The organism is Paenibacillus solani, assembly GCF_001277345.1.
GTDB classification, from domain to species: Bacteria; Bacillota; Bacilli; order Paenibacillales; family Paenibacillaceae; genus Paenibacillus_AQ; species Paenibacillus_AQ solani.
Genome location: NZ_LIUT01000001.1, coordinates 1,670,704 through 1,688,855, shown reverse-complemented (window position 1 = coordinate 1,688,855; position 18,152 = coordinate 1,670,704). Strand labels below are relative to the sequence as shown.

Annotated in this window: 17 protein-coding genes; 5 read left to right on the top strand and 12 right to left on the bottom strand. The window is 44.7% G+C overall.

Annotation, left to right across the window (positions count from 1 at the left end; all coding sequences use genetic code 11):
* Window positions 1-16: 16 nt before the first annotated feature.
* The 4 genes from AM231_RS07680 to AM231_RS07665 form a co-directional block, all read right to left on the bottom strand.
* Window positions 17-1,681, bottom strand: coding sequence for an extracellular solute-binding protein (locus AM231_RS07680; RefSeq protein WP_054402107.1), 1,665 nt, complete (start codon window positions 1,679-1,681; stop codon window positions 17-19).
* A 211-nt stretch (window positions 1,682-1,892) separates the two neighbouring features.
* Window positions 1,893-3,590, bottom strand: coding sequence for an extracellular solute-binding protein (locus AM231_RS07675; RefSeq protein WP_054402106.1), 1,698 nt, complete (start codon window positions 3,588-3,590; stop codon window positions 1,893-1,895).
* A 71-nt stretch (window positions 3,591-3,661) separates the two neighbouring features.
* Window positions 3,662-4,525 carry a carbohydrate ABC transporter permease gene (locus AM231_RS07670; RefSeq protein ID WP_054403559.1) on the bottom strand — a complete coding sequence of 288 codons (864 nt, stop codon included), beginning with the start codon at window positions 4,523-4,525 and terminating at the stop codon, window positions 3,662-3,664.
* A 66-nt stretch (window positions 4,526-4,591) separates the two neighbouring features.
* Window positions 4,592-5,572: an ABC transporter permease gene (locus AM231_RS07665; RefSeq protein ID WP_054402105.1), complete on the bottom strand. Its 981-nt coding sequence runs from the start codon at window positions 5,570-5,572 to the stop codon at window positions 4,592-4,594.
* 524 nt (window positions 5,573-6,096) lie between these two features.
* Between AM231_RS07665 and AM231_RS07660 the strand changes: the two genes are divergently transcribed.
* Complete coding sequence (locus AM231_RS07660; RefSeq protein ID WP_054402104.1) at window positions 6,097-6,921, top strand: TerC family protein; 825 nt, start codon at window positions 6,097-6,099, stop codon at window positions 6,919-6,921.
* Between the two features lie 122 nt (window positions 6,922-7,043).
* On the opposite strand, the gene AM231_RS07655 is transcribed toward AM231_RS07660, so the two are convergent.
* Window positions 7,044-7,955 (bottom strand): NAD(P)/FAD-dependent oxidoreductase, encoded by a 912-nt coding sequence (locus AM231_RS07655; protein WP_054402103.1) that lies wholly within the window; start codon window positions 7,953-7,955, stop codon window positions 7,044-7,046.
* A gap of 55 nt (window positions 7,956-8,010) precedes the next feature.
* Entirely contained in the window at window positions 8,011-8,505 is a 495-nt protein-coding gene (locus AM231_RS07650; RefSeq protein ID WP_054402102.1) for an RrF2 family transcriptional regulator, read from the bottom strand.
* 181 nt (window positions 8,506-8,686) lie between these two features.
* Here AM231_RS07650 and cypC point away from each other — a divergent pair, with 181 nt between their 5' ends.
* Window positions 8,687-9,952: a CYP152 family fatty-acid peroxygenase CypC gene (gene cypC, locus AM231_RS07645; protein WP_207383544.1), complete on the top strand. Its 1,266-nt coding sequence runs from the start codon at window positions 8,687-8,689 to the stop codon at window positions 9,950-9,952.
* 173 nt (window positions 9,953-10,125) lie between these two features.
* Window positions 10,126-11,043, top strand: a complete 918-nt coding sequence (locus AM231_RS07640; protein ID WP_054402101.1) for an aldo/keto reductase — start codon at window positions 10,126-10,128, stop codon at window positions 11,041-11,043.
* A gap of 113 nt (window positions 11,044-11,156) precedes the next feature.
* On the opposite strand, the gene AM231_RS29445 is transcribed toward AM231_RS07640, so the two are convergent.
* From AM231_RS29445 to AM231_RS07630, 4 genes are all read right to left on the bottom strand, one after another.
* Window positions 11,157-11,255: a YjcZ family sporulation protein gene (locus AM231_RS29445; protein WP_207383543.1), complete on the bottom strand. Its 99-nt coding sequence runs from the start codon at window positions 11,253-11,255 to the stop codon at window positions 11,157-11,159.
* Between the two features lie 134 nt (window positions 11,256-11,389).
* Complete coding sequence (locus AM231_RS29440; RefSeq protein ID WP_242615084.1) at window positions 11,390-11,533, bottom strand: hypothetical protein; 144 nt, start codon at window positions 11,531-11,533, stop codon at window positions 11,390-11,392.
* A 106-nt stretch (window positions 11,534-11,639) separates the two neighbouring features.
* Window positions 11,640-12,176, bottom strand: a complete 537-nt coding sequence (locus AM231_RS07635; RefSeq protein WP_054402100.1) for a GNAT family N-acetyltransferase — start codon at window positions 12,174-12,176, stop codon at window positions 11,640-11,642.
* Window positions 12,177-12,473: 297 nt separating this feature from the next.
* A complete protein-coding gene (locus AM231_RS07630; protein ID WP_054402099.1) occupies window positions 12,474-13,328 on the bottom strand; it encodes a manganese catalase family protein in 855 nt (284 codons plus the stop codon).
* 201 nt (window positions 13,329-13,529) lie between these two features.
* Here AM231_RS07630 and AM231_RS07625 point away from each other — a divergent pair, with 201 nt between their 5' ends.
* Window positions 13,530-14,036 (top strand): DUF3231 family protein, encoded by a 507-nt coding sequence (locus AM231_RS07625; protein ID WP_054402097.1) that lies wholly within the window; start codon window positions 13,530-13,532, stop codon window positions 14,034-14,036.
* A gap of 98 nt (window positions 14,037-14,134) precedes the next feature.
* Here AM231_RS07625 and AM231_RS07620 read toward each other — a convergent pair whose 3' ends face one another.
* Window positions 14,135-15,109, bottom strand: a complete 975-nt coding sequence (locus tag AM231_RS07620) for a DMT family transporter (protein WP_054402095.1) — start codon at window positions 15,107-15,109, stop codon at window positions 14,135-14,137.
* Window positions 15,110-15,241: 132 nt separating this feature from the next.
* Here AM231_RS07620 and pdxR point away from each other — a divergent pair, with 132 nt between their 5' ends.
* Window positions 15,242-16,636, top strand: coding sequence for a MocR-like pyridoxine biosynthesis transcription factor PdxR (gene pdxR, locus AM231_RS07615; RefSeq protein WP_054402094.1), 1,395 nt, complete (start codon window positions 15,242-15,244; stop codon window positions 16,634-16,636).
* Window positions 16,637-16,739: 103 nt separating this feature from the next.
* On the opposite strand, the gene hisC is transcribed toward pdxR, so the two are convergent.
* Window positions 16,740-17,867, bottom strand: coding sequence for a histidinol-phosphate transaminase (gene hisC / locus AM231_RS07610; protein ID WP_054402093.1), 1,128 nt, complete (start codon window positions 17,865-17,867; stop codon window positions 16,740-16,742).
* Window positions 17,868-18,152 lie beyond the last annotated feature (285 nt).

Sequence of the window (18,152 nt, the reverse complement as noted above, 5' to 3'; positions counted from 1 at the left end):
TGCTAAATGCTCGTTGCTATTCATCATTCAGAACTTTCAAATTGTCCTGCCATCTCGCTGTGATATAGTCCAGGTATTTCTGAAATCCGGCTTCCATGGAAGCCTTATGTGCTTCATCAAGAATAGCCAGCACCTCTTCATCGGACTGTCCGAACAACGCCTCTTCCCTCGCATCAAGCCAGATCTCCTTGACAACACGCATGATTTGCCCTTCTTCGGTATTCAAGGCAGGCTGTACATTGATGAACGGGGTGGCGTCACCCTGTGATTTCCATGTCACCTTCTGCTGCCAGTAAGTCGCCCAATTCCTTTCTTCTTCAGGCAAAGACCTTTCGTAATTGCTTTTGGTTTGATCCAGATAATCGGTATTTCCAACCCATATCATATCCCCTGAAATCGATTGGATCTTGGCTAAGCCAGCCCGATCCGAACTATATTTGGGAGTAAAAAGCGGAGTTATCCCGTCGGGTCCAAAACCGTTCCAGTACCCATCCGGTCCCGGTGGTCCCCACATTTGCACAGCGGATCCTTCCGGACCTGTCATCCAATCAAGCATCGCGAAAATTGCTTCCGGATTCTTCGCACTTGTGGTGATCGCAGCCACATTCCAGCCAAGAATATTGTACGTCCCCGGAAAAATTTTCGAGCGGTCCAAACCCTTTTTATATATAGGATCGATAAACATATAACCATCCTCAGGATTGAGCTTGCGCTGCTCCGCATCAGCTGGCATCACATGGATCATAGGATTGGCACTTGCATAAACCGCTACTTTTCCGTTTGTTAACTTCTCGCTGACTTGATCCTCTGTCTGGATCATGGCCTCGCCCGGCATGAGACCCTCACGCATAAGCTTGGCAACGAATATTGCGGATTCGCGAAACGCAGGATCTTGATAGATTGAGGTTATTTGGTTACCCTTAGGGACAGCGTACAATCGCGTAAAACTGTAGTTTTCTTCTTTGAATGCCGAGAATAATTGATCGATACCATGACCGTCTTTCGCCTGCCCTGTCTCGAAAGGAACCACGTCCGGGTAGCGCTCCTTTACCTTCTTAAGGTAGCTATACAAATCATCAGTCGTCTCTAACGGAGGAGAGCCCAGTAGACGATATATTTTTTTATTTATAACATATCCGGCATTACCATAAGGGTTGCTTGTGTAGTAATTCGGAAAATAATATATTTTCCCATCCGGAGCGCGCAGTAAATCCAAAACTTTGTCTCCCGCCCACTTCTTTAAATTGGGATACTTCTCGATGTATTCATCCAAAGGTACGAATAGTCCTTCTTCACGCATTCTCTGCAGATCATAATCCCGATCTCCCCATACCAGATCAGGTAGTTGTTTGCTCGTTATCATCTTCTGCAGCTTCAGCTTGGCATTACCATCCGAGCTTATTGCTTTAATATGTATATTCATCGTATCCTGAATCCACTTGGATGATGGATCGGCACCCCATTGCGGCATCGTGTACGAATTATAATGAGCGTAAAAAGTTAGTTCTAGCGGCTCTTCATTGGTTCGAAATGTTTTCTGCTGTTTGTCAACCTGCTGCGCTTCAGTGTTGGGGTTAGAGATATTCTTTGATTCATTTGGTATGAAGCTGCACCCTGAAAGTATCAGCACGATAAATCCAGTCCATAGCAACCGTAATGGTCTTACCTTGACTACACGCACAGTGTTGAGCCCCCTGACAATTTGCTTTAATGTAGAAAAGCATGTTTGTCAAATTATAACAATGTTTGGAGAAGAATACATCATAATCTTTTGTGTTTATGAATCTACTCATCTTTTTATACTTTAGACTCATTCTTATTTAAGGGATAGAATCCACCCCCAGGAATGTATGCAACATTTCCTAAGGATGGATCCTAAACTCCTATAAGTATTACTGACCTAACAATTCTTTATTTTTAAGCCATTGCTGTGTACGCCATTCCAGAAGTTCATTATATCCGAGTGCCACAGCATCCTGTTCTGCTTTATCCAAAATTTTATCAACATCCGCATCGCTCTTCGCGGTTGCGGAAGCTGACAATGCTTGTTGGAAGATATCCACTACGTTAACGCTGATATCGGCCAACTCAGTACCAGCCTCTGGGACCAGATTCGTCCCCAGTGCCGTGTGGTCGATATGCGTTTTCCAAGTAATTGATTCCTGATAACGCGTCATCCAGCCTCTTTCTTCAAACGGCTTATCCATTTCACGCTTTACTTTGACTGGGTCGATATAGGAGCTGTTACCTGCAATAATGACTGCATCATTATCTGACTCAATTTGGGCAACTTTTACAGGGTCGTATGCATCTGTGAAAATCGGCTCCTGATTCTCGTTGAAGCCTTCCCAATAACCACCCTCAGGACCAAAGTATTGAACAGCCATGCCTTCCGGACCTGTCAACCAGTCAAGGAATGCGAAGATTTTCTCAGGCTCTTTGGCATCTGTCGTAATAACGTTTACGTTCCAGCCTAATTGATCATAACCGCCTGTGTAAATTTTATTTTTGTCCAGGCCCTCTTTGTAAAATGGCCATGTTACAAAATAACCTGCATCCGGATCTTCTTTCGAAAGCTCCGCATTCCCTTGAGATGCATAAGCCAGTGGACTTGCACCTGCAAAAACAGCTACCTTACCGTTTATAACCCGTTCTTGGATCTGGCCTCGATCAGTCGTAAACATATCCTGGTTGATCAACTTTTCACGATACAGCTTGGATACAAATTTCTGTGATTCACGGAATGTCGGATCGGTAAACAGAGAAGAAAGTTTGTTATTCGCATCGTCTACAACAGCAATCGTGTTGGCGTTAAAGGACCGGTAATACGCATTCTCTTTGAAGCCGCCATAGAGAAGTCCAATCCCTTGGGCGTCCTGCGCACGCTCCGGATCAAACGGTACGATCTCGCTGCCGTAATTCTCCTTAACTTTAACCAAGTAATTATACAGATCATCTATAGTCTCCAATTTTGGAGATCCCAGTTCTTTGTATATCTTTTTGTTGATGACATAGGCCGAGCTTCCGTTAGGAATGGTGGCATAATAATTCGGGAATTGATATAGTTTACCATCCGGAGCGCGCAGCAAATCTGCTGCTTTCGGGTTTAGCCATTTTTTCAAATTCGGGTACTTCTCCATATAGTCGTCCAATGGTACCAGCTTTCCAGCTTTATAGAGTCTCTGAATATCATTATGATTACGTTCTGCATAGATGAGATCGGGAAGCTTATTATCTGCCATCATGGTAGCCATTAACTGATCATTGTTCCCACTTGCAAGGATAGATTTGATATTCACCTTTTTGTTTTCCTTTAAATACTTCCACAGAGGAGCATCTTCCATCTTTTCAGGGAAATCCTGCCAGCTGTAATGAGTAAAAGCTGAAAATTCCAACTCGCTCGAACCAAACTCCCATACGTCCGATGGATTTTCCTCACCCGTTTTCTCTGTGCCCTCTTTCTGGCTGTTCGGTGACGTTGGCGCTGGATCTGTCTGCGGTCCTTCGGCTGATTTCGAACAGCCTGCGAGTACCGTTGCCAGAAGGAATACAGCGGTGATCACCAATAATAGTGCTCTTCTTCTTTTCACTTCCTTATTTCCCCTCTCGATTAATATTTATGTCTCAAGCGCTTATAGCGCCTCAAACCACAGATTACGTACTACTCTTTCAACGAACCTACCATGACCCCATTCACAAAATATGTTTGTACAAATGGATAGACCAGGATAATCGGAAGTGAGACAACCATGACCGTCGCACTAATAAGTGATTTGGAGGTCAAGCTTTTTTTAGACAGTTTTTCTGACGCCAAACTATCCCCTCCTCCGATTACATCATTAATCAGGTTGGCATTCAGTATTCGCCGGAGTATGGTTTGAACTGGCATCAAATCTTGGTTGGTAATATAAATCGTGGGCGTAAACCAATCATTCCAATGAGAAATGGCCGTAAACAAACTGAGCGTTGCAATAACGGGACCTGAGAGGGGCAGAACGATTCTGATGAAAACTCCCCAGTTAGAACAGCCATCAATTTGCGCGGATTCCTCCAAACCATTCGGTAAACTCTTAAAGAAAGTACGAAATATGATCATATTCCAGACGCTGATCAAGCCGGGAATTATGAATACCAGGAAATTATTCATCAGGCCTAAGGATTTGATAAGCAAGAAGGTAGGAACCAGTCCTCCGCCAAAATACAATGTAAAAATGAAGAAAATGGTTAAAAACTTCCGTCCCATCAAATAGGATTTGCTCATTCCATAAGCCAGCAAAGCGGTCATAAAGATTGCCGAAACCGTACCTATGACGGTTCGCAGTATACTAATGCCAAAGGACTGGAGTATGCGGTCATTCGTAAATACGATCTCATAGTTCGTCCAAGTAAATTCCCTTGGCCAGAATGTAATTCCGCCCTTGGCCGTATCCAAACCTTCATTCAGTGACACCACTAATGTATTCCAGAACGGATACAGCGCCGTGAAGGATAGCAGAATTAATAAAATGTAAATGATGATCACCATAACCCGGTCGCTATATCCCAATCGTTTAAAAGCCAATGGTTTCCACCCCTCCTTGTGTTGAATGACTTACCATAAACTGTTGCCTGATCTTCTGGCCAAATAGTTAGCCATCGTCAATAGAACGATACTTACTACTGCTCGGAACAAACCAACGGCGACGCCGTAATCGTATCTCTGATTTTGAAGTCCTACCCGGAATACATAAGTGTCAATTACATCGGAGACAGGACGCAGACTTGGATTTTGTGCCAAGATCAAGATATCCTCAAATCCGGCATTCAGAAGACTGCCCATTTGCAGAATCATAAAAATTATGATGATCGGCATAATGGTCGGAATCGTAATGAGATACATCTGTTTAAACCGGGTTGCTCCATCGATCTCGGCGGCTTCATACAAGCTCGGGTTAACTCCTGAAATCGCAGCTAAATAGATAATGGAGTTGAAGCCTATGTCTTTCCACACATTGGTTGTGACGAGAATCCCCCAGAAATACTCTCTCATGGACAAGAAGTTAATGGGTTCATCGATAGCTCCCACGCCTTGAAGGAGCATATTAACGCTTCCGTTTTCCGTTGACAGCAAACTCATGACCATACTGCCGACGATGACCCAAGACATGAAATAAGGTAAGTATGTAATCGTCTGCACTGTGCGTTTAAAGAATCTCCCCCTGATTTCATTCAACATGAGAGCCAGAATAATGGGTGCCGGAAAGCCTATAAAGAATTTCATAAGACTGATCGCCAGCGTGTTTCTCATGATCGTTACGAATTGTGGGGCTGAGAAGAATGCCTCGAAATGTTTAAACCCTACCCAAGGATTATCAAAAATCCTCGCTCCGGTAAAAATGTTGTAGTCCATAAATCCGGTGAGCACGCCATACATTGGAATGTAAGCGAATACAAAGATTAGAATAGCTCCTGGCCAAACCATTAACTGAATATCAATTTGCTTCCACCATCGCTGAAAGGCATTTCTTTGATGAATCGGCTTATAATCTGCTGTATTCTTCGCGTCTGGTTCCTTTACTGTTGCCTGCGGCATAACGGTCCTCCCATACTTCTTGATTGATTTCGCCCCTATTCGCCAATCTTTTATCATGACTGACTGGGATGTTCTTCCTTTCCCTTGTTAAACATTGTACTTCTCTGGTAAAAATGTAACGAGACCATAGAACCATGATTTTTTGCTCTTCCACATTAACTTTTTTTTGAGAATTTATAGAAATCCATGATGGAATTCAAATAATCTTCAAATCTGTTATTAATTCATGATGAAATGAATAGAAAATCAAAAACTTGACTTCTTTCCCAAAAATCTATATCTTTATATCACGGCTTAACTGATGAAGAGATCAGTTATGCAGGAACGTGAATAAAGGGGAGTAGCTGTCACAGCAAAGTCGTCATTACGGGAGTTCACCCCGGCTTTGCTGGCAACGATAACGTTGTTTGCGAGACCTTTACCACTGACTTGTGGTGAAGGTCTGTTTGTGGTTTCCATGAACCTTCATCTGCCGGTGGAGGTCTTTTTGTGCCTTCAAATATTTTATAGAAGGAGGAAATCGCATGGAACTAATGTTGGAGTATGGGTGGGTACTGTTAGTACTCGTCGCACTGGAGGGACTGCTGGCTGCCGATAATGCGCTAGTCCTAGCTATTATGGTTAAACACTTACCGGAGTCCCAGCGGAAGAAAGCTTTATTCTTCGGATTACTTGGAGCGTTTGTGTTTCGCATCGGGTCACTCTTCTTAATCTCATTTCTGGTGGATGTATGGCAGGTTCAGGCAATCGGTGCATTATATCTTCTCTATATTTCCATCAATCACACCCTGAAACACGTACTCAAAGGCAGAAAAGCAACGGAGGATGCTAAGTCGGAAACGTTGAAACCGAAGAAGCAATCCGGATTCTGGATGACCGTATTTAAGGTCGAAGTTGCGGATATCGCTTTTGCTGTTGACTCGATCCTCGCCGCGGTCGCGCTGGCTGTTGCTTTGCCGCCTAGCGGATTGCCGAATATCGGCGGACTGGATGGAGGTCAATTCATCGTCATCTTCCTGGGAGGATTCATGGGTCTGATCATTATGCGTTTTGCTGCATCCTATTTCGTTAAGCTGCTGCAGCAGCGTCCCGGTCTTGAAGTGGCAGCATTCCTTATCGTGGGCTGGGTCGGCGTTAAACTGGCCGTTATCACCCTTGCCCATCCAGACGTGGCCCTGATCAACCATCATTTCCCCGAAAGCTCAATCTGGAAGGCAACTTTCTATATAGTTCTTGTCTTGATTGCTGTAGTTGGATGGTTTAGTTCTTCAAAGCAGAAAGTACATGATGAAGATAATGCCATCAAGGAAGTAGAAGCTCAGCAACCCGGAAAGACGCATCAAGGTTAGATCTTGTGTCGGATTAGAATAGAACACCGTGTTTAACAAACAATTTAGAAATAATAATCCCCAATGGTACAAAAAAAGCAGACTTGGATGTTAGCCAAGTCTGCTTTTCGTATGTTCATAAACTAACGATTCCATCGTTCATTAAGCAGCTCACCGTTGATGGCTGCCGCTGCCATGGCTCCCATCGAAGCGGCCACAATCGCCTGATACATTTCGGTGGCTGCATCACCAGCGCTGTAGACGCCAGGCACGCTTGTTTTGCCCAAGGCATCAATGACCACAGTTCCCGCTTCATTGATATCACAGCCTATAGCTGCCGGCAATTGAGAACCGGGGACCAGATTCGGAGCGAAAAAGATGCCTGTGCACGGAATGACTGCTCCATCCTCCAATACGACTTGCCTTACCATCCCTTCGTTCGATTCAATGCGAAGAATCGGGGAGTTAACTAGAGGAACGTCATGATCCTTTAATTCCTGCCGTTGTTCATCCGTCAGTCCATCAGGTCCGTTCGTACAGATCGTATAGTGGTCGCTCCAACCTGCAATGATTTTAGCAAAGTGCATGGCCGCCTCCCCCTTGGAAATCACCACCAGCGGCTGGTCCCTTAATTCCCATCCATCACAGTAAGGGCAGACGAAGGCGCTTGTTCCATATACGTCTGCCAAACCGTTAATATCCAGCGGACTATCCTTCTTCCCAACTGTGAAAAGCAGCTTCTTGCTTCGGTATACCGTTCCATCTCCGGTTGTTATCTGGAAATCACCATCAGCTCCTGTAACGCCGACAGCCGTATCCTGTACAAAACGTACAGTGGGATAAGCACTAATCTGTTCCCTTGCAATGCTGCGAAACTCAGCTGGACCGATACCGTCTCGGGTTAGAAAACCATGGGTCTCCCGGGTAACCTTGTTTCTTGGCTTCCCTTCGTCAATCAGCACAACATCTTTTCTCGCTCTACCTAATACCAACGCAGCACTTAATCCTGCAGGTCCTCCGCCAATAATAACGACATCCTTTATTTGTTCCATCATTCATACCATCTCCATTCTAGATCTTTTATATCCATAATAAAAGTACAAGAAGCCGTTACTTCTTGTTTGTTTCTTCATGCCCGCAATCGAAGGATGCCGAGTCCAATACAGATTGGATCGTGTGCCGCCGCAGATAATCATTCATCTGCTTCTCAGCGCCATCCATCACCTTTTTAACTAGGCAACCTTTACTGTGAACGGAGAATCCCTCAGCTTCTGTCCCAGCGGACTCTGCTTCAAAAAATAACTGATGGCGTTCCTCATCCATATTAAAACAATCATAAAGCTGCTGCCGGCCTTCAATGATCTCAACGATATCAAGAAATGTGATTTGATCGGCCGACCGAGCCAGCTCATATCCGCCATTCACACCCGTCACAGCCTTAAGAATACCGTCCTGCCGCAACTTGGACATGATTTTGGATAAATAGCTTTCCGAAACGCCAAGCAGCCCAGAGAGCTCCTTGATTCCGACATTCTGCCCACGCTCGGCACGTGCAAGATGAATCAGAGCATGCAGTGCGTAACCCGTGCTTTTGGAAAATTGCATAAAAACACCTCCTTACTGAGCTGCTAAAAGTTTATTATAGACTACTAGTGTCCATTATAGACAGTAGTTATCTATAATGCAAATGAATTTGTTCAAATCCGGTTTGATCGGGTATGTAAACAATATTGTATTAGATACGTGACTTCGTATTAAATATTGACAATCCAGGAGGCTGATCTTATTGGATAACATCAAATGGATTCCCAAGGAACAAGGTATGGATCATAGTCTTAACGTGCTTCGTGAAGGTTATTTGTTCATAACAAACCGTAACATTGGATTCCAATCCGACATATTTGAAACTCGTCTATTGGGCGAACGTGCAATCTGCATGCGAGGAGAAGAAGCGGCCAGATTGTTTTATGATCCGGATAAATTTGTTCGAACAGGGGCAGCACCCAAACGTGTCTTGAAGACCCTCTTTGGGGAAGGCGGCGTCCAGACATTGGATGATAGTGAGCATCACCACCGCAAAGCGATGTTCATGTCGCTGATGAACAAGGAAGCTCTTCAACAGATGAGAATGATTACGCGTAAGCACTGGGAACTTGCGGGCAGCCGATGGGAATCCGCCGACCAAGTCGAAATCTACAAGGAAGCCCAGGAAGTGCTGTGCAGGGTAGCCTGCGAATGGGCCGCAGTACCGCTCCCTGAGTCAGAAGCCACAGAGAAAACCGGCTGGTTTGCTGCCATGATTGAAGCAACCGCTGCCTTTGGAATTAAGCATAGAAAGGGAAGAAGTACACGAGGGCAAGCAGAAGAATGGATTCAAAGACTTGTGGCTGATGTTCGTAACGGGGTTTTGAAACCACCTGAAGATTCTGTCCTGCATACGATGTCCTGGCATCGAGACCTTACCTGTGAGCTTCTGGATGAGAAAACGGCTGCAGTTGAAATCATTAATATCTTGCGTCCCATCGTGGCGGTAGCCATTTATGTATGCTTTACTGCTTTGGCGATCATCCAACAACCAGATGAACGAAAGAAATTAATGACATCTGACGAAAAACTATTGAAGAATTTTGTCCAGGAAGTGCGCCGGTTTTATCCCTTCTTTCCTTTTGTACCTGCCCGGGTTCGCAAGGATTTTATTTGGCAGGGTTATTCATTTGAAAAAGGCGTTCTTACACTTCTCGATCTCTATGGAACGAACCATCATCCAAGCATTTGGGAGCAGCCGGAGCTTTTTAAACCCGATCGTTTTAATAATTGGAATGGAAGTCCTTTTAATTTCATACCTCAAGGAGGCGGAGATCATGATGTCGGTCACCGCTGTGCGGGGGAATGGATCACACTTGAGATTATGAAGGAGAGCTTGGATTTTCTCGCGAATAAGATCAGTTATGAAGTACCCGTGCAGGACGTTAGCTTCAGCTTTCAGAAGATGCCTTCCCTTCCCCACAGCCGGATCATCATTCAGAGAGTTAAAACGTTATATATAACTTGAACGGCCGCCGCTGTTCTTTGCAAATATGACTTGATCCTGAACCCGCCTGCATGTCACAATAACATGGAGACTGTCAGCATCAATTTAGACAACCAGCATAGCTAACAAGATCTCAGCTGCCCCGGAATAATGGCCGCACAAACAACTTACACGTATAATGGGAGGTCCCTATCATGAAGACAATGAAGCTTGGAAGCAGTTCACTTGAAGTCCCTGTTGTAGCCGTTGGTTGCATGCGTATAAATTCGCTGGAAAAAGCGGAGGCAGAGCGTTTCGTACAGGCTGCCTTAGAAGAAGGAGCAAACTTCTTCGACCACGCCGACATTTATGGCAGCGGCGAATGTGAGGAGATTTTTGCCGAGGCCTTACATATGAATGCGGAAATTCGCGAGAAGATTATTTTGCAATCCAAATGTGGAATTCGTCCAGGAATGTTCGATTTCTCCAAAGAACATATCTTGAATTCTGTTGATGGCATTCTGAAAAGATTAAAAACAGATTACCTCGATGTATTGCTCCTTCATCGTCCAGATGCGCTGGTTGAACCTGAAGAGGTGGCGGAAGCATTCGATCAACTCGAAACCTCCGGCAAAGTACGTCATTTTGGCGTATCCAATCAGAATCCGATGCAGATCCAGCTTTTGCAGAAGGCCGTGAAACAACCACTAGTGGCAAACCAGCTGCAGCTTAGCATTACGAACACAACGATGATCCAAAGTGGGATTAACGTAAATATGGAGAATGATGCAGCAGTTAATCGTGATGGCAGCATTCTCGATTTCTGCAGACTGCACGATATTACTATTCAGCCTTGGTCGCCATTCCAATATGGATTCTTTGAAGGGGTATTTCTTGGAAGCGACAAATTCCCTGAGTTAAATCAGAAAATCGACGAAATCGCCGATAAATACAACGTAACGAATACAACGATTGCTATCGCCTGGCTTCTTCGTCATCCTGCTCACATGCAGCCGATCGTGGGAACGATGAACACCGAGCGTTTGAAGGATTGCATCACAGCCGGTGACTTAAAGCTTACCCGCGAAGAATGGTATGCCATCTACCGTGCAGCAGGTAATATTCTTCCTTAATGTTTCACTTGTTGGCCAAACAGCCTCCTATCAATTGATAGGAGGCTGTTTGCATGTTTTGCTAATAGCAGCTCCGCACCACTTACGCGGTGCGGAGCTTTTGATATTAGGACTTAAACAAATGCAGAAACGATGATTACCAAGAGAATAAAGAGAACCAGGATAGCTCCGACAGAATTGTTGTAACCACCATATCCAGCAACTTCACCCATTGTTCTAACCTCCTTTATTTTTCCGAACACAACATCCTATGCTCGATAAACAAAAGAGCTTAGACTATAGAGCAAAAAATGAAAAACTTAGAAAAATAGGTTGCTATGGAGAGTCCTCTACTTTAGATTTCATTTTATTTGGCGAGCAATCCTTTTGCAAAACTTAGAACATCCGACTTGGCGTCTTCCGTCCAAATGCTGTAACGAATCTGCTGCTCCTCATCCACCCAGTCCAGGTGATCCCTTCCTTTGGAGTCAACTGTATAGACACACTCCACTCCGTTAATGACGATAGTTTCCTTTTTCTAGTTAGGTTTTTCAATTGGTACAAAAGCAATGTCGATCTTTTTAACTTTGCTTCAAGTTCACAAATCGCGTAAGAGGCTAACTCTTCTTTGAATCAAACTGAAAAACTAACTTCTCATTGTCGTCCCTCAATTCAACAAGTTCCTGTGCATGTATACCAGAAGCATAATGGTTCACCGTCTTTCTCCAGAATGCCTGCGTTCGTTTATTACGATCCGTGGGATTCGTTTGAATCTCCCAGCTGCCGGCATGCTTGTCGAACACTAGTGCTGCAGCTTTCTCAGCAACATTCTTGCCTCGGAAAGGTTTCATTATAAAGAACTCATTCATGTAAAAATCACTGCCAAACGTGTATGGCGGGGTTGCTACCAGAGCAAATCCTGCCGTGATGCCATCCACCCGAATCAGGTAAGGAAATAAAATCGAGGGCTTCTCCCACCATATATCAAATACTTTGTTCTGATCATTCAAGGTCTTTGTGTCATCTTCTTCAAAGATGCCATATGAATTGGGCTTCCAGCCCCAGATTCCTGATAAATCATGTAAGTACAACGGATATATATTATTAATGATAAATTTGTTGGAAGTATCCGTTAGCTCCACAGTAACATCCATCTATTCTTTCTCCTTTCTGGTTGTACTCCATATATTGTAATTCCATCTTAACTAAGCTATATGTAACCCTCCACACATCAAGGGTATCATCCCAACAATTTCTTCTATATAGACAATATGATTATAAATTATCCTTTGTATAAACCATCGTATACCAGCACCGAGGACCATTGCTGCGGGTATCGGCGTATCACTCGATTCTCCTGAGTTCCCATGAATACCAATGAAACAACAAAAAAAGAAGCAGCTCGTTAACCGCTTCTCTTCGTATTGCATCACATGTGCAGGATATTTGATTTAATGATTTAAATCATACAACCCAGGTGCGTGCTCGTTAGCCAACTCCGGCATCACAGGCAGCGGGAAACCTTCCGGTGGTTGTACCACTCGCAGCTCGCCGCCATTTCTGCTTGGTGTTTGACCGCTGAAGATTTCGCCGATGCGGGTATCGTCCAATCTGAAGTTGAATTGTGCATTGTGAAAACCCATATCGACGTATTTCTGACACTCCGGATATTTATGAATGTCATAATTCGGAATCGGAAATATTTTACCCCATTCCACACCTAGCGTCTCCAGTGCTTTGGCAAAAGCATTCTGATGCGCATTGTCCCGAACGATCAGAAAGGCAAGCGTCTCACGGAACGTTTTATTTGTGCTCATCTCATATATCCGTGTTTTTTGTAGCACTCCTGTTGATTCAAGCACGATGTTATCGAGCAGATTGCTGACCAGATTACCATGATCGTACACGTAATTTCCCTGCCATGGATTGCCTGCTGCATCAACGGGCAGAGATGCTTGAGCGCCCATAATATAATGATGCGGATTCGCATCCTTGATTGCTTCATCCAGCGGTGCCCCGTCCATGCCAGAATCTCCGGCACCTTCGGCGCCAGCCCCGGTTAGCAGCTGATTGATCGTTTGTTGGACCAATTCAACATGACTGATCTCTTCCAAAAATATACCACGGATCAAATCGCGATATTGCGTTGCTTTTCCACGGAAATTGCTGCTCTGGAAGAAGAATTGCATCATCGTCCGCATCTCGCCGAAACGGCCGCCTAACGTTTCCTGAAGCACCTTGGCAGCGGAAGGATCAGGTTGATCCGGAACAATCAGATTAATTAGATCCTCTTTATAAAAATACATGGAAATAGCCTCCCGATTCCTCTTATTGTCACTTTTCCAGTTTGCATAAATAGTTACAGTTCCATGCATCCGTACCATAAACAAAGATTTCCTATATAGAGTTTGTAACGCAATTCATGTATCGGATCATTTCAGAGAATGAATTGACAGCGATTAGTACATAATGACTCTGTTGATTAAAACGTAAAGGAGTTAATGCAAATGGGAATTTTAAGCGGCAATCCTAAAGATGAGCCTATGCATTACGGGGAGATTTTCAGCGTGTGGGAAGCATCCATGTTGGCAAAAGGCATGGTGTCCTGCTATGAAGCTTATCTCTACCATGCAGGAGATAAGGATTTGAAGAAAATCCTCCATAATCTGCTGGATCAAGCTAAACTCGAAGTTAAAGAATGTGATGAACTGCTTACAGACAACGGAATCGCCCCTGCGCCGGGACTTCCTGAGCGTCCTCCGGCGAATCTTGAGGATATTCCGGTTGGAGCAAGATTCACAGATCCGGAAATCGCAGCCAAAATCGCAGCCGATACATCACTTGGATTGGTGGCCTGTAGTTCCGTCATGGGGCAATCCATTCGTGAAGATATCGGAGCATTATTTGCTAAATATCACCTCACCAAGACGGCTTTGGGTGTGAGAATCCTGCAAATGAACAAGGAAAAAGGCTGGCTCATTCCGCCACCACTACAAATCAAGAGACCCGAATAATTACTCGTTAGAGTAATCGCAGCAACATTATTAGATTCAATGCTACTGCTCACACAACAAACAAAGAAGCGGCCTATAGGCTGCTTCTTTGTTTGTGTTTATTCTCGGGCCTCTGCTAAAACTCGCTGATCGGAAGCAATCTTCTTCTTAAACGGGACATTCTTAGCTTGCTGTCGGCCAATAAGAATCATGCCGAGTATAACCAGGATGCCCCCTCCCCACTGTTCCAACCCGGCCGTTTCTTTTAATATAAGGACTGATAATAGCAAGGATGTAAAAGGCATCATACCAGAAAATGCGGCCGCAGTTGAAACCGGACATCGTTTGATGCCAGCATACCACATAATAAAAGCCACTGCTGTGACCATGGGTCCATACCATACGAGCGCAAACCATTCCTGTACTCCGATTGTTGATAGAGCAGTCACTGGTCTCTCCAAACAGGCAGGGATCAAGCATAACACCAACGTGATCGCAGAAACCAATGTCGTTTGAACTACAGGATGAATAGCTTCGCCTTCTGAACGCTTTTGATGAACCGTGCTAGCGCGAGATAGCAGGTTAAAGATAGATTCGCTTAAAGCCGCGCATAGAACCAGCAGATTACCGAATACATGCTGCAATGTGAAAGAATGGCCTGGCGTAAACAATCCTTGGATTACCATAATGCCGACTATTGTACTAAGAATCCCCGCTAATTTCGTGCGGTTTATGGATTCTTTCAATAAAGTAATAGCCATGATTACCGTGAAAGCCGGTGTTGTTCCTGTCAGTATCCCCGCCTCTGCTGTGCTAGTGTACAGGAGAGCATACAACAGCAGCATTCGAAATAGAAACATTCCCAGTAATGCCTGAAAAAAGAGATATGTCCATTCACGTAATGTCAGTCGTTGAATTGTCCTCATTAGATCCTTCATACATAGAGGAAGCATGCAGAGTAATGCCAATATCAAGCTGACAGCCGTTATAGTAAACGTCCCCAACTTTCCATTCAAAAACCATGCCGTAATGACAGAAGTCCCGGCAAGCGTGAAAGCTCCCAGCAAATAAAACATCCCGCTCCAGCGTGCCACTAAGATCCCTTCTCTCCCAATATTCCTAGATGGATATCAATAGAAACTATGCTACAATCATAGAAAAAACCGGGGAATCACAACAGGTCCAGATGAACACAATTTTACACAAACCAGTTGGAGGACAGGTATATGTGGGGAATTAAGCTGAATCGAAGCAGCGATGTTTCGTTAAAACGGCAGATTTATGTTGCCTTGCGGGAACACATCATTCGAGGAAATTTAAAAGCAGGAGAAACTCTGCCATCAACCCGGCAATTGGCGCTGGAGCTTCAAGTATCTCGCAACACGATTATTGAGGCTTTCGAGATGCTGAATGTTGAGGGTTATATCGTAAGGCGAATCGGGGCCCCCACAAGGGTTGCGGAAGGCCTCATACTGGATACCAGGACCGAGTCCAGACCATCACCGGGGATCGAAGATATACCTGAATATATAGCAGACTTCCGAACCGGGATTCCGGATCTGAGATTGTTTCCGCGTTATGCTTGGCAGCGGATAACGATGAAAGCCCTCTCCGAACTGTGTCCTTCACTATTAGGTTATACGGGGCCTCAGGGAATGCCGGCGCTTCGGCAAGAAATTGCTTGTTGGCTTCATCGAAGCAAGGGGCTTGTTGTAGATGCCCAGGATATCTTTATTACGGCTGGTGCAACACACGCACTGCATATTGTAGCCGAACTACTCTATCAAGATGCCCAGAACATATACTTTGAGGATCCGTGCAATATTGAGATGCTGAAGACATTTATAAACAGAGGATTCAAGATATCGTATATCCCGGTGGATCAATACGGCATTCAAACTGATCACCTGAAAAATGCACCTGGTTATCCGGTATACGTCACTCCTTCTCATCAATTTCCTTTTGGAGGCATCCTGCCAGCAGAGCGACGAGCTGCACTCATTCGCTTTGCCAGACATACCGGCAGCTATATTATCGAAGATGATTATGACAGCGAATTCCGGTACGATGGGGAACCGGTGGCCCCTTTGCATGCTATGGATGCCGACCGGGTCATCTATATTGGTACATTCAGCAAAACGTTGTTCCCTGCTCTTCGTATCGGATACGCGGTCGTTCCGCGAAACCTGCAGCAGCGTTGGTGTTATTTACGCACGTATACCGATGTCCAGAACCCGCCCTTTGAGCAAGCCGCGCTTGCCGAATTTCTGCATACCCGGAAGTTGGACAGGCATATTAGCAAGATGAGAAAGATTTACCGAGAACGCAGGCAAGTCCTGTTATCTTCTCTCAAAGAATACTTCGGAGATGATTGGCTCGTTTGGGGGGATGCCGCTGGATTGCACCTTACGGTAGAATTTCAGGACGCTATGTTTGATGATGTTTTCCGACAGACAGCCCGGAAGGAGTTAATTCGCATCACACCCCTGGACTATCACTGTATTCAAAAGGGCGTGCATGCCAACAAGTTATTGTTCGGATACGGCCATCTAGAACCAGCTGAAATACGCGCAGGGATTGACCTATTACATACCTTTATGAAAAAAGCCGGATATGTATAAGGATTCTGCACAGATAACCATGAATCAATATGCCTTCCACTTACACCCCCATAACAACACAAAGGCTGCCATTCGGCAGCCTTGTAGTATTGCTTCTATTATTTCAATCCTGCAGTTCAAGAATTTCCTCCAAAACTTCCAAGAACCTCTGATTCTCCTCCGAGGTACCTACCGAAATCCGAATATGCCTCGGAAGTCCCCAGCCTTTAGCGTATCGGACGATGACCCCGTTCTCAAGCAGCTTAAAGTATAATATTTCCGCATGTTCGCCAAGCTCCGCCAGAATGAAATTGCTCATGCTCTCGGAGTAAGGAATCGATAAACGGTCCAGCCCATCATAGATTTGCTGCCTGCCTTGCTCGTTCATTCTGCAGGATGACTGGACATGTTCATCATCTCTAAGTGCGGCAGTTGCCGCTGCTTGTGCGAGCACATTGACATTAAATGGCTCCTTTACCTGAAGCAGCGTGCGGATGATACCCTCAGAAGCTGCGCCATACCCTACGCGTATCCCAGCGAGCCCGTAGATTTTGGAGAAGGTATTCAGGGTGATGACGGGATACCCCATCTTGATGTAATCAATCCCGTCAGAGTAATCAGGCTCGGTCGCGTAATGTCGATATGCCGTGTCAATCACAACCAGAACTCGCGCTGGAAGGCGGTCCAACAGCTTTTTCATTTCTAATTCGGAAATGTAGGTGCCTGTTGGGTTATTCGGAGTGCATAGATACACGATTTTGGTTCGCTCTGTAATCGCAGCGAGTATATCTTCAACAGAGAAAGCAAATTGCTCACGCAGCGGTACCTTGATGACCGTTCCCGACATGAGAAAAGCGCCAAATTCATATTCGCTGAACGTGGGATCAGGAACCACGATTTCATCTCCAAGCTCCAGGTACGCACGAGAAATAAGCATGATCAGCTCATCTCCGCCGTTTGTAACAATGAATTGATTCGCCGTTAATCCCAGGTGCTCGGCCAGCGCTTGGGTAAGTCCCGAAGCACGTTCATCAGGATAACGGTGCAGATCAGGCAGCTGCTTCTGAATGGCTTGCAATGCTTTGGGTGAAGGACCCAGAGAATTTTCATTGGAGGCCAATTTGATGACGTGATCCAAGCCGTATTCCTGCTGTACTTCCCAGATCGGCTTACCTGCCGTGTACGGCTTCAACCGTCCTAATGCCTGACGCGGTGTTATTCGCAATTCTTGAGTTTCCCCTGCTTCGTTCAATGTGATCTCCCTCCGTTACGATATATTTCTTTTATATTTAATAGTAAAACTATGCTGACCTTATTGCGAATAAGTAAATTAGCGTATATACAATCATGATTGCAACAATTACATATAAGAGTTTCTTCATTTCATATCACCTCATAGTATAATCATCTTTTTTACATTATTAGGGTGGGTTACAACATATTATAATGGCTTGAGCCCAAAAAATCGCTAAAAAAGACGCTATTTTCCAAATAAAATGAAAAATAGCGTCTTAACTTATTACAATATTCAAATCGC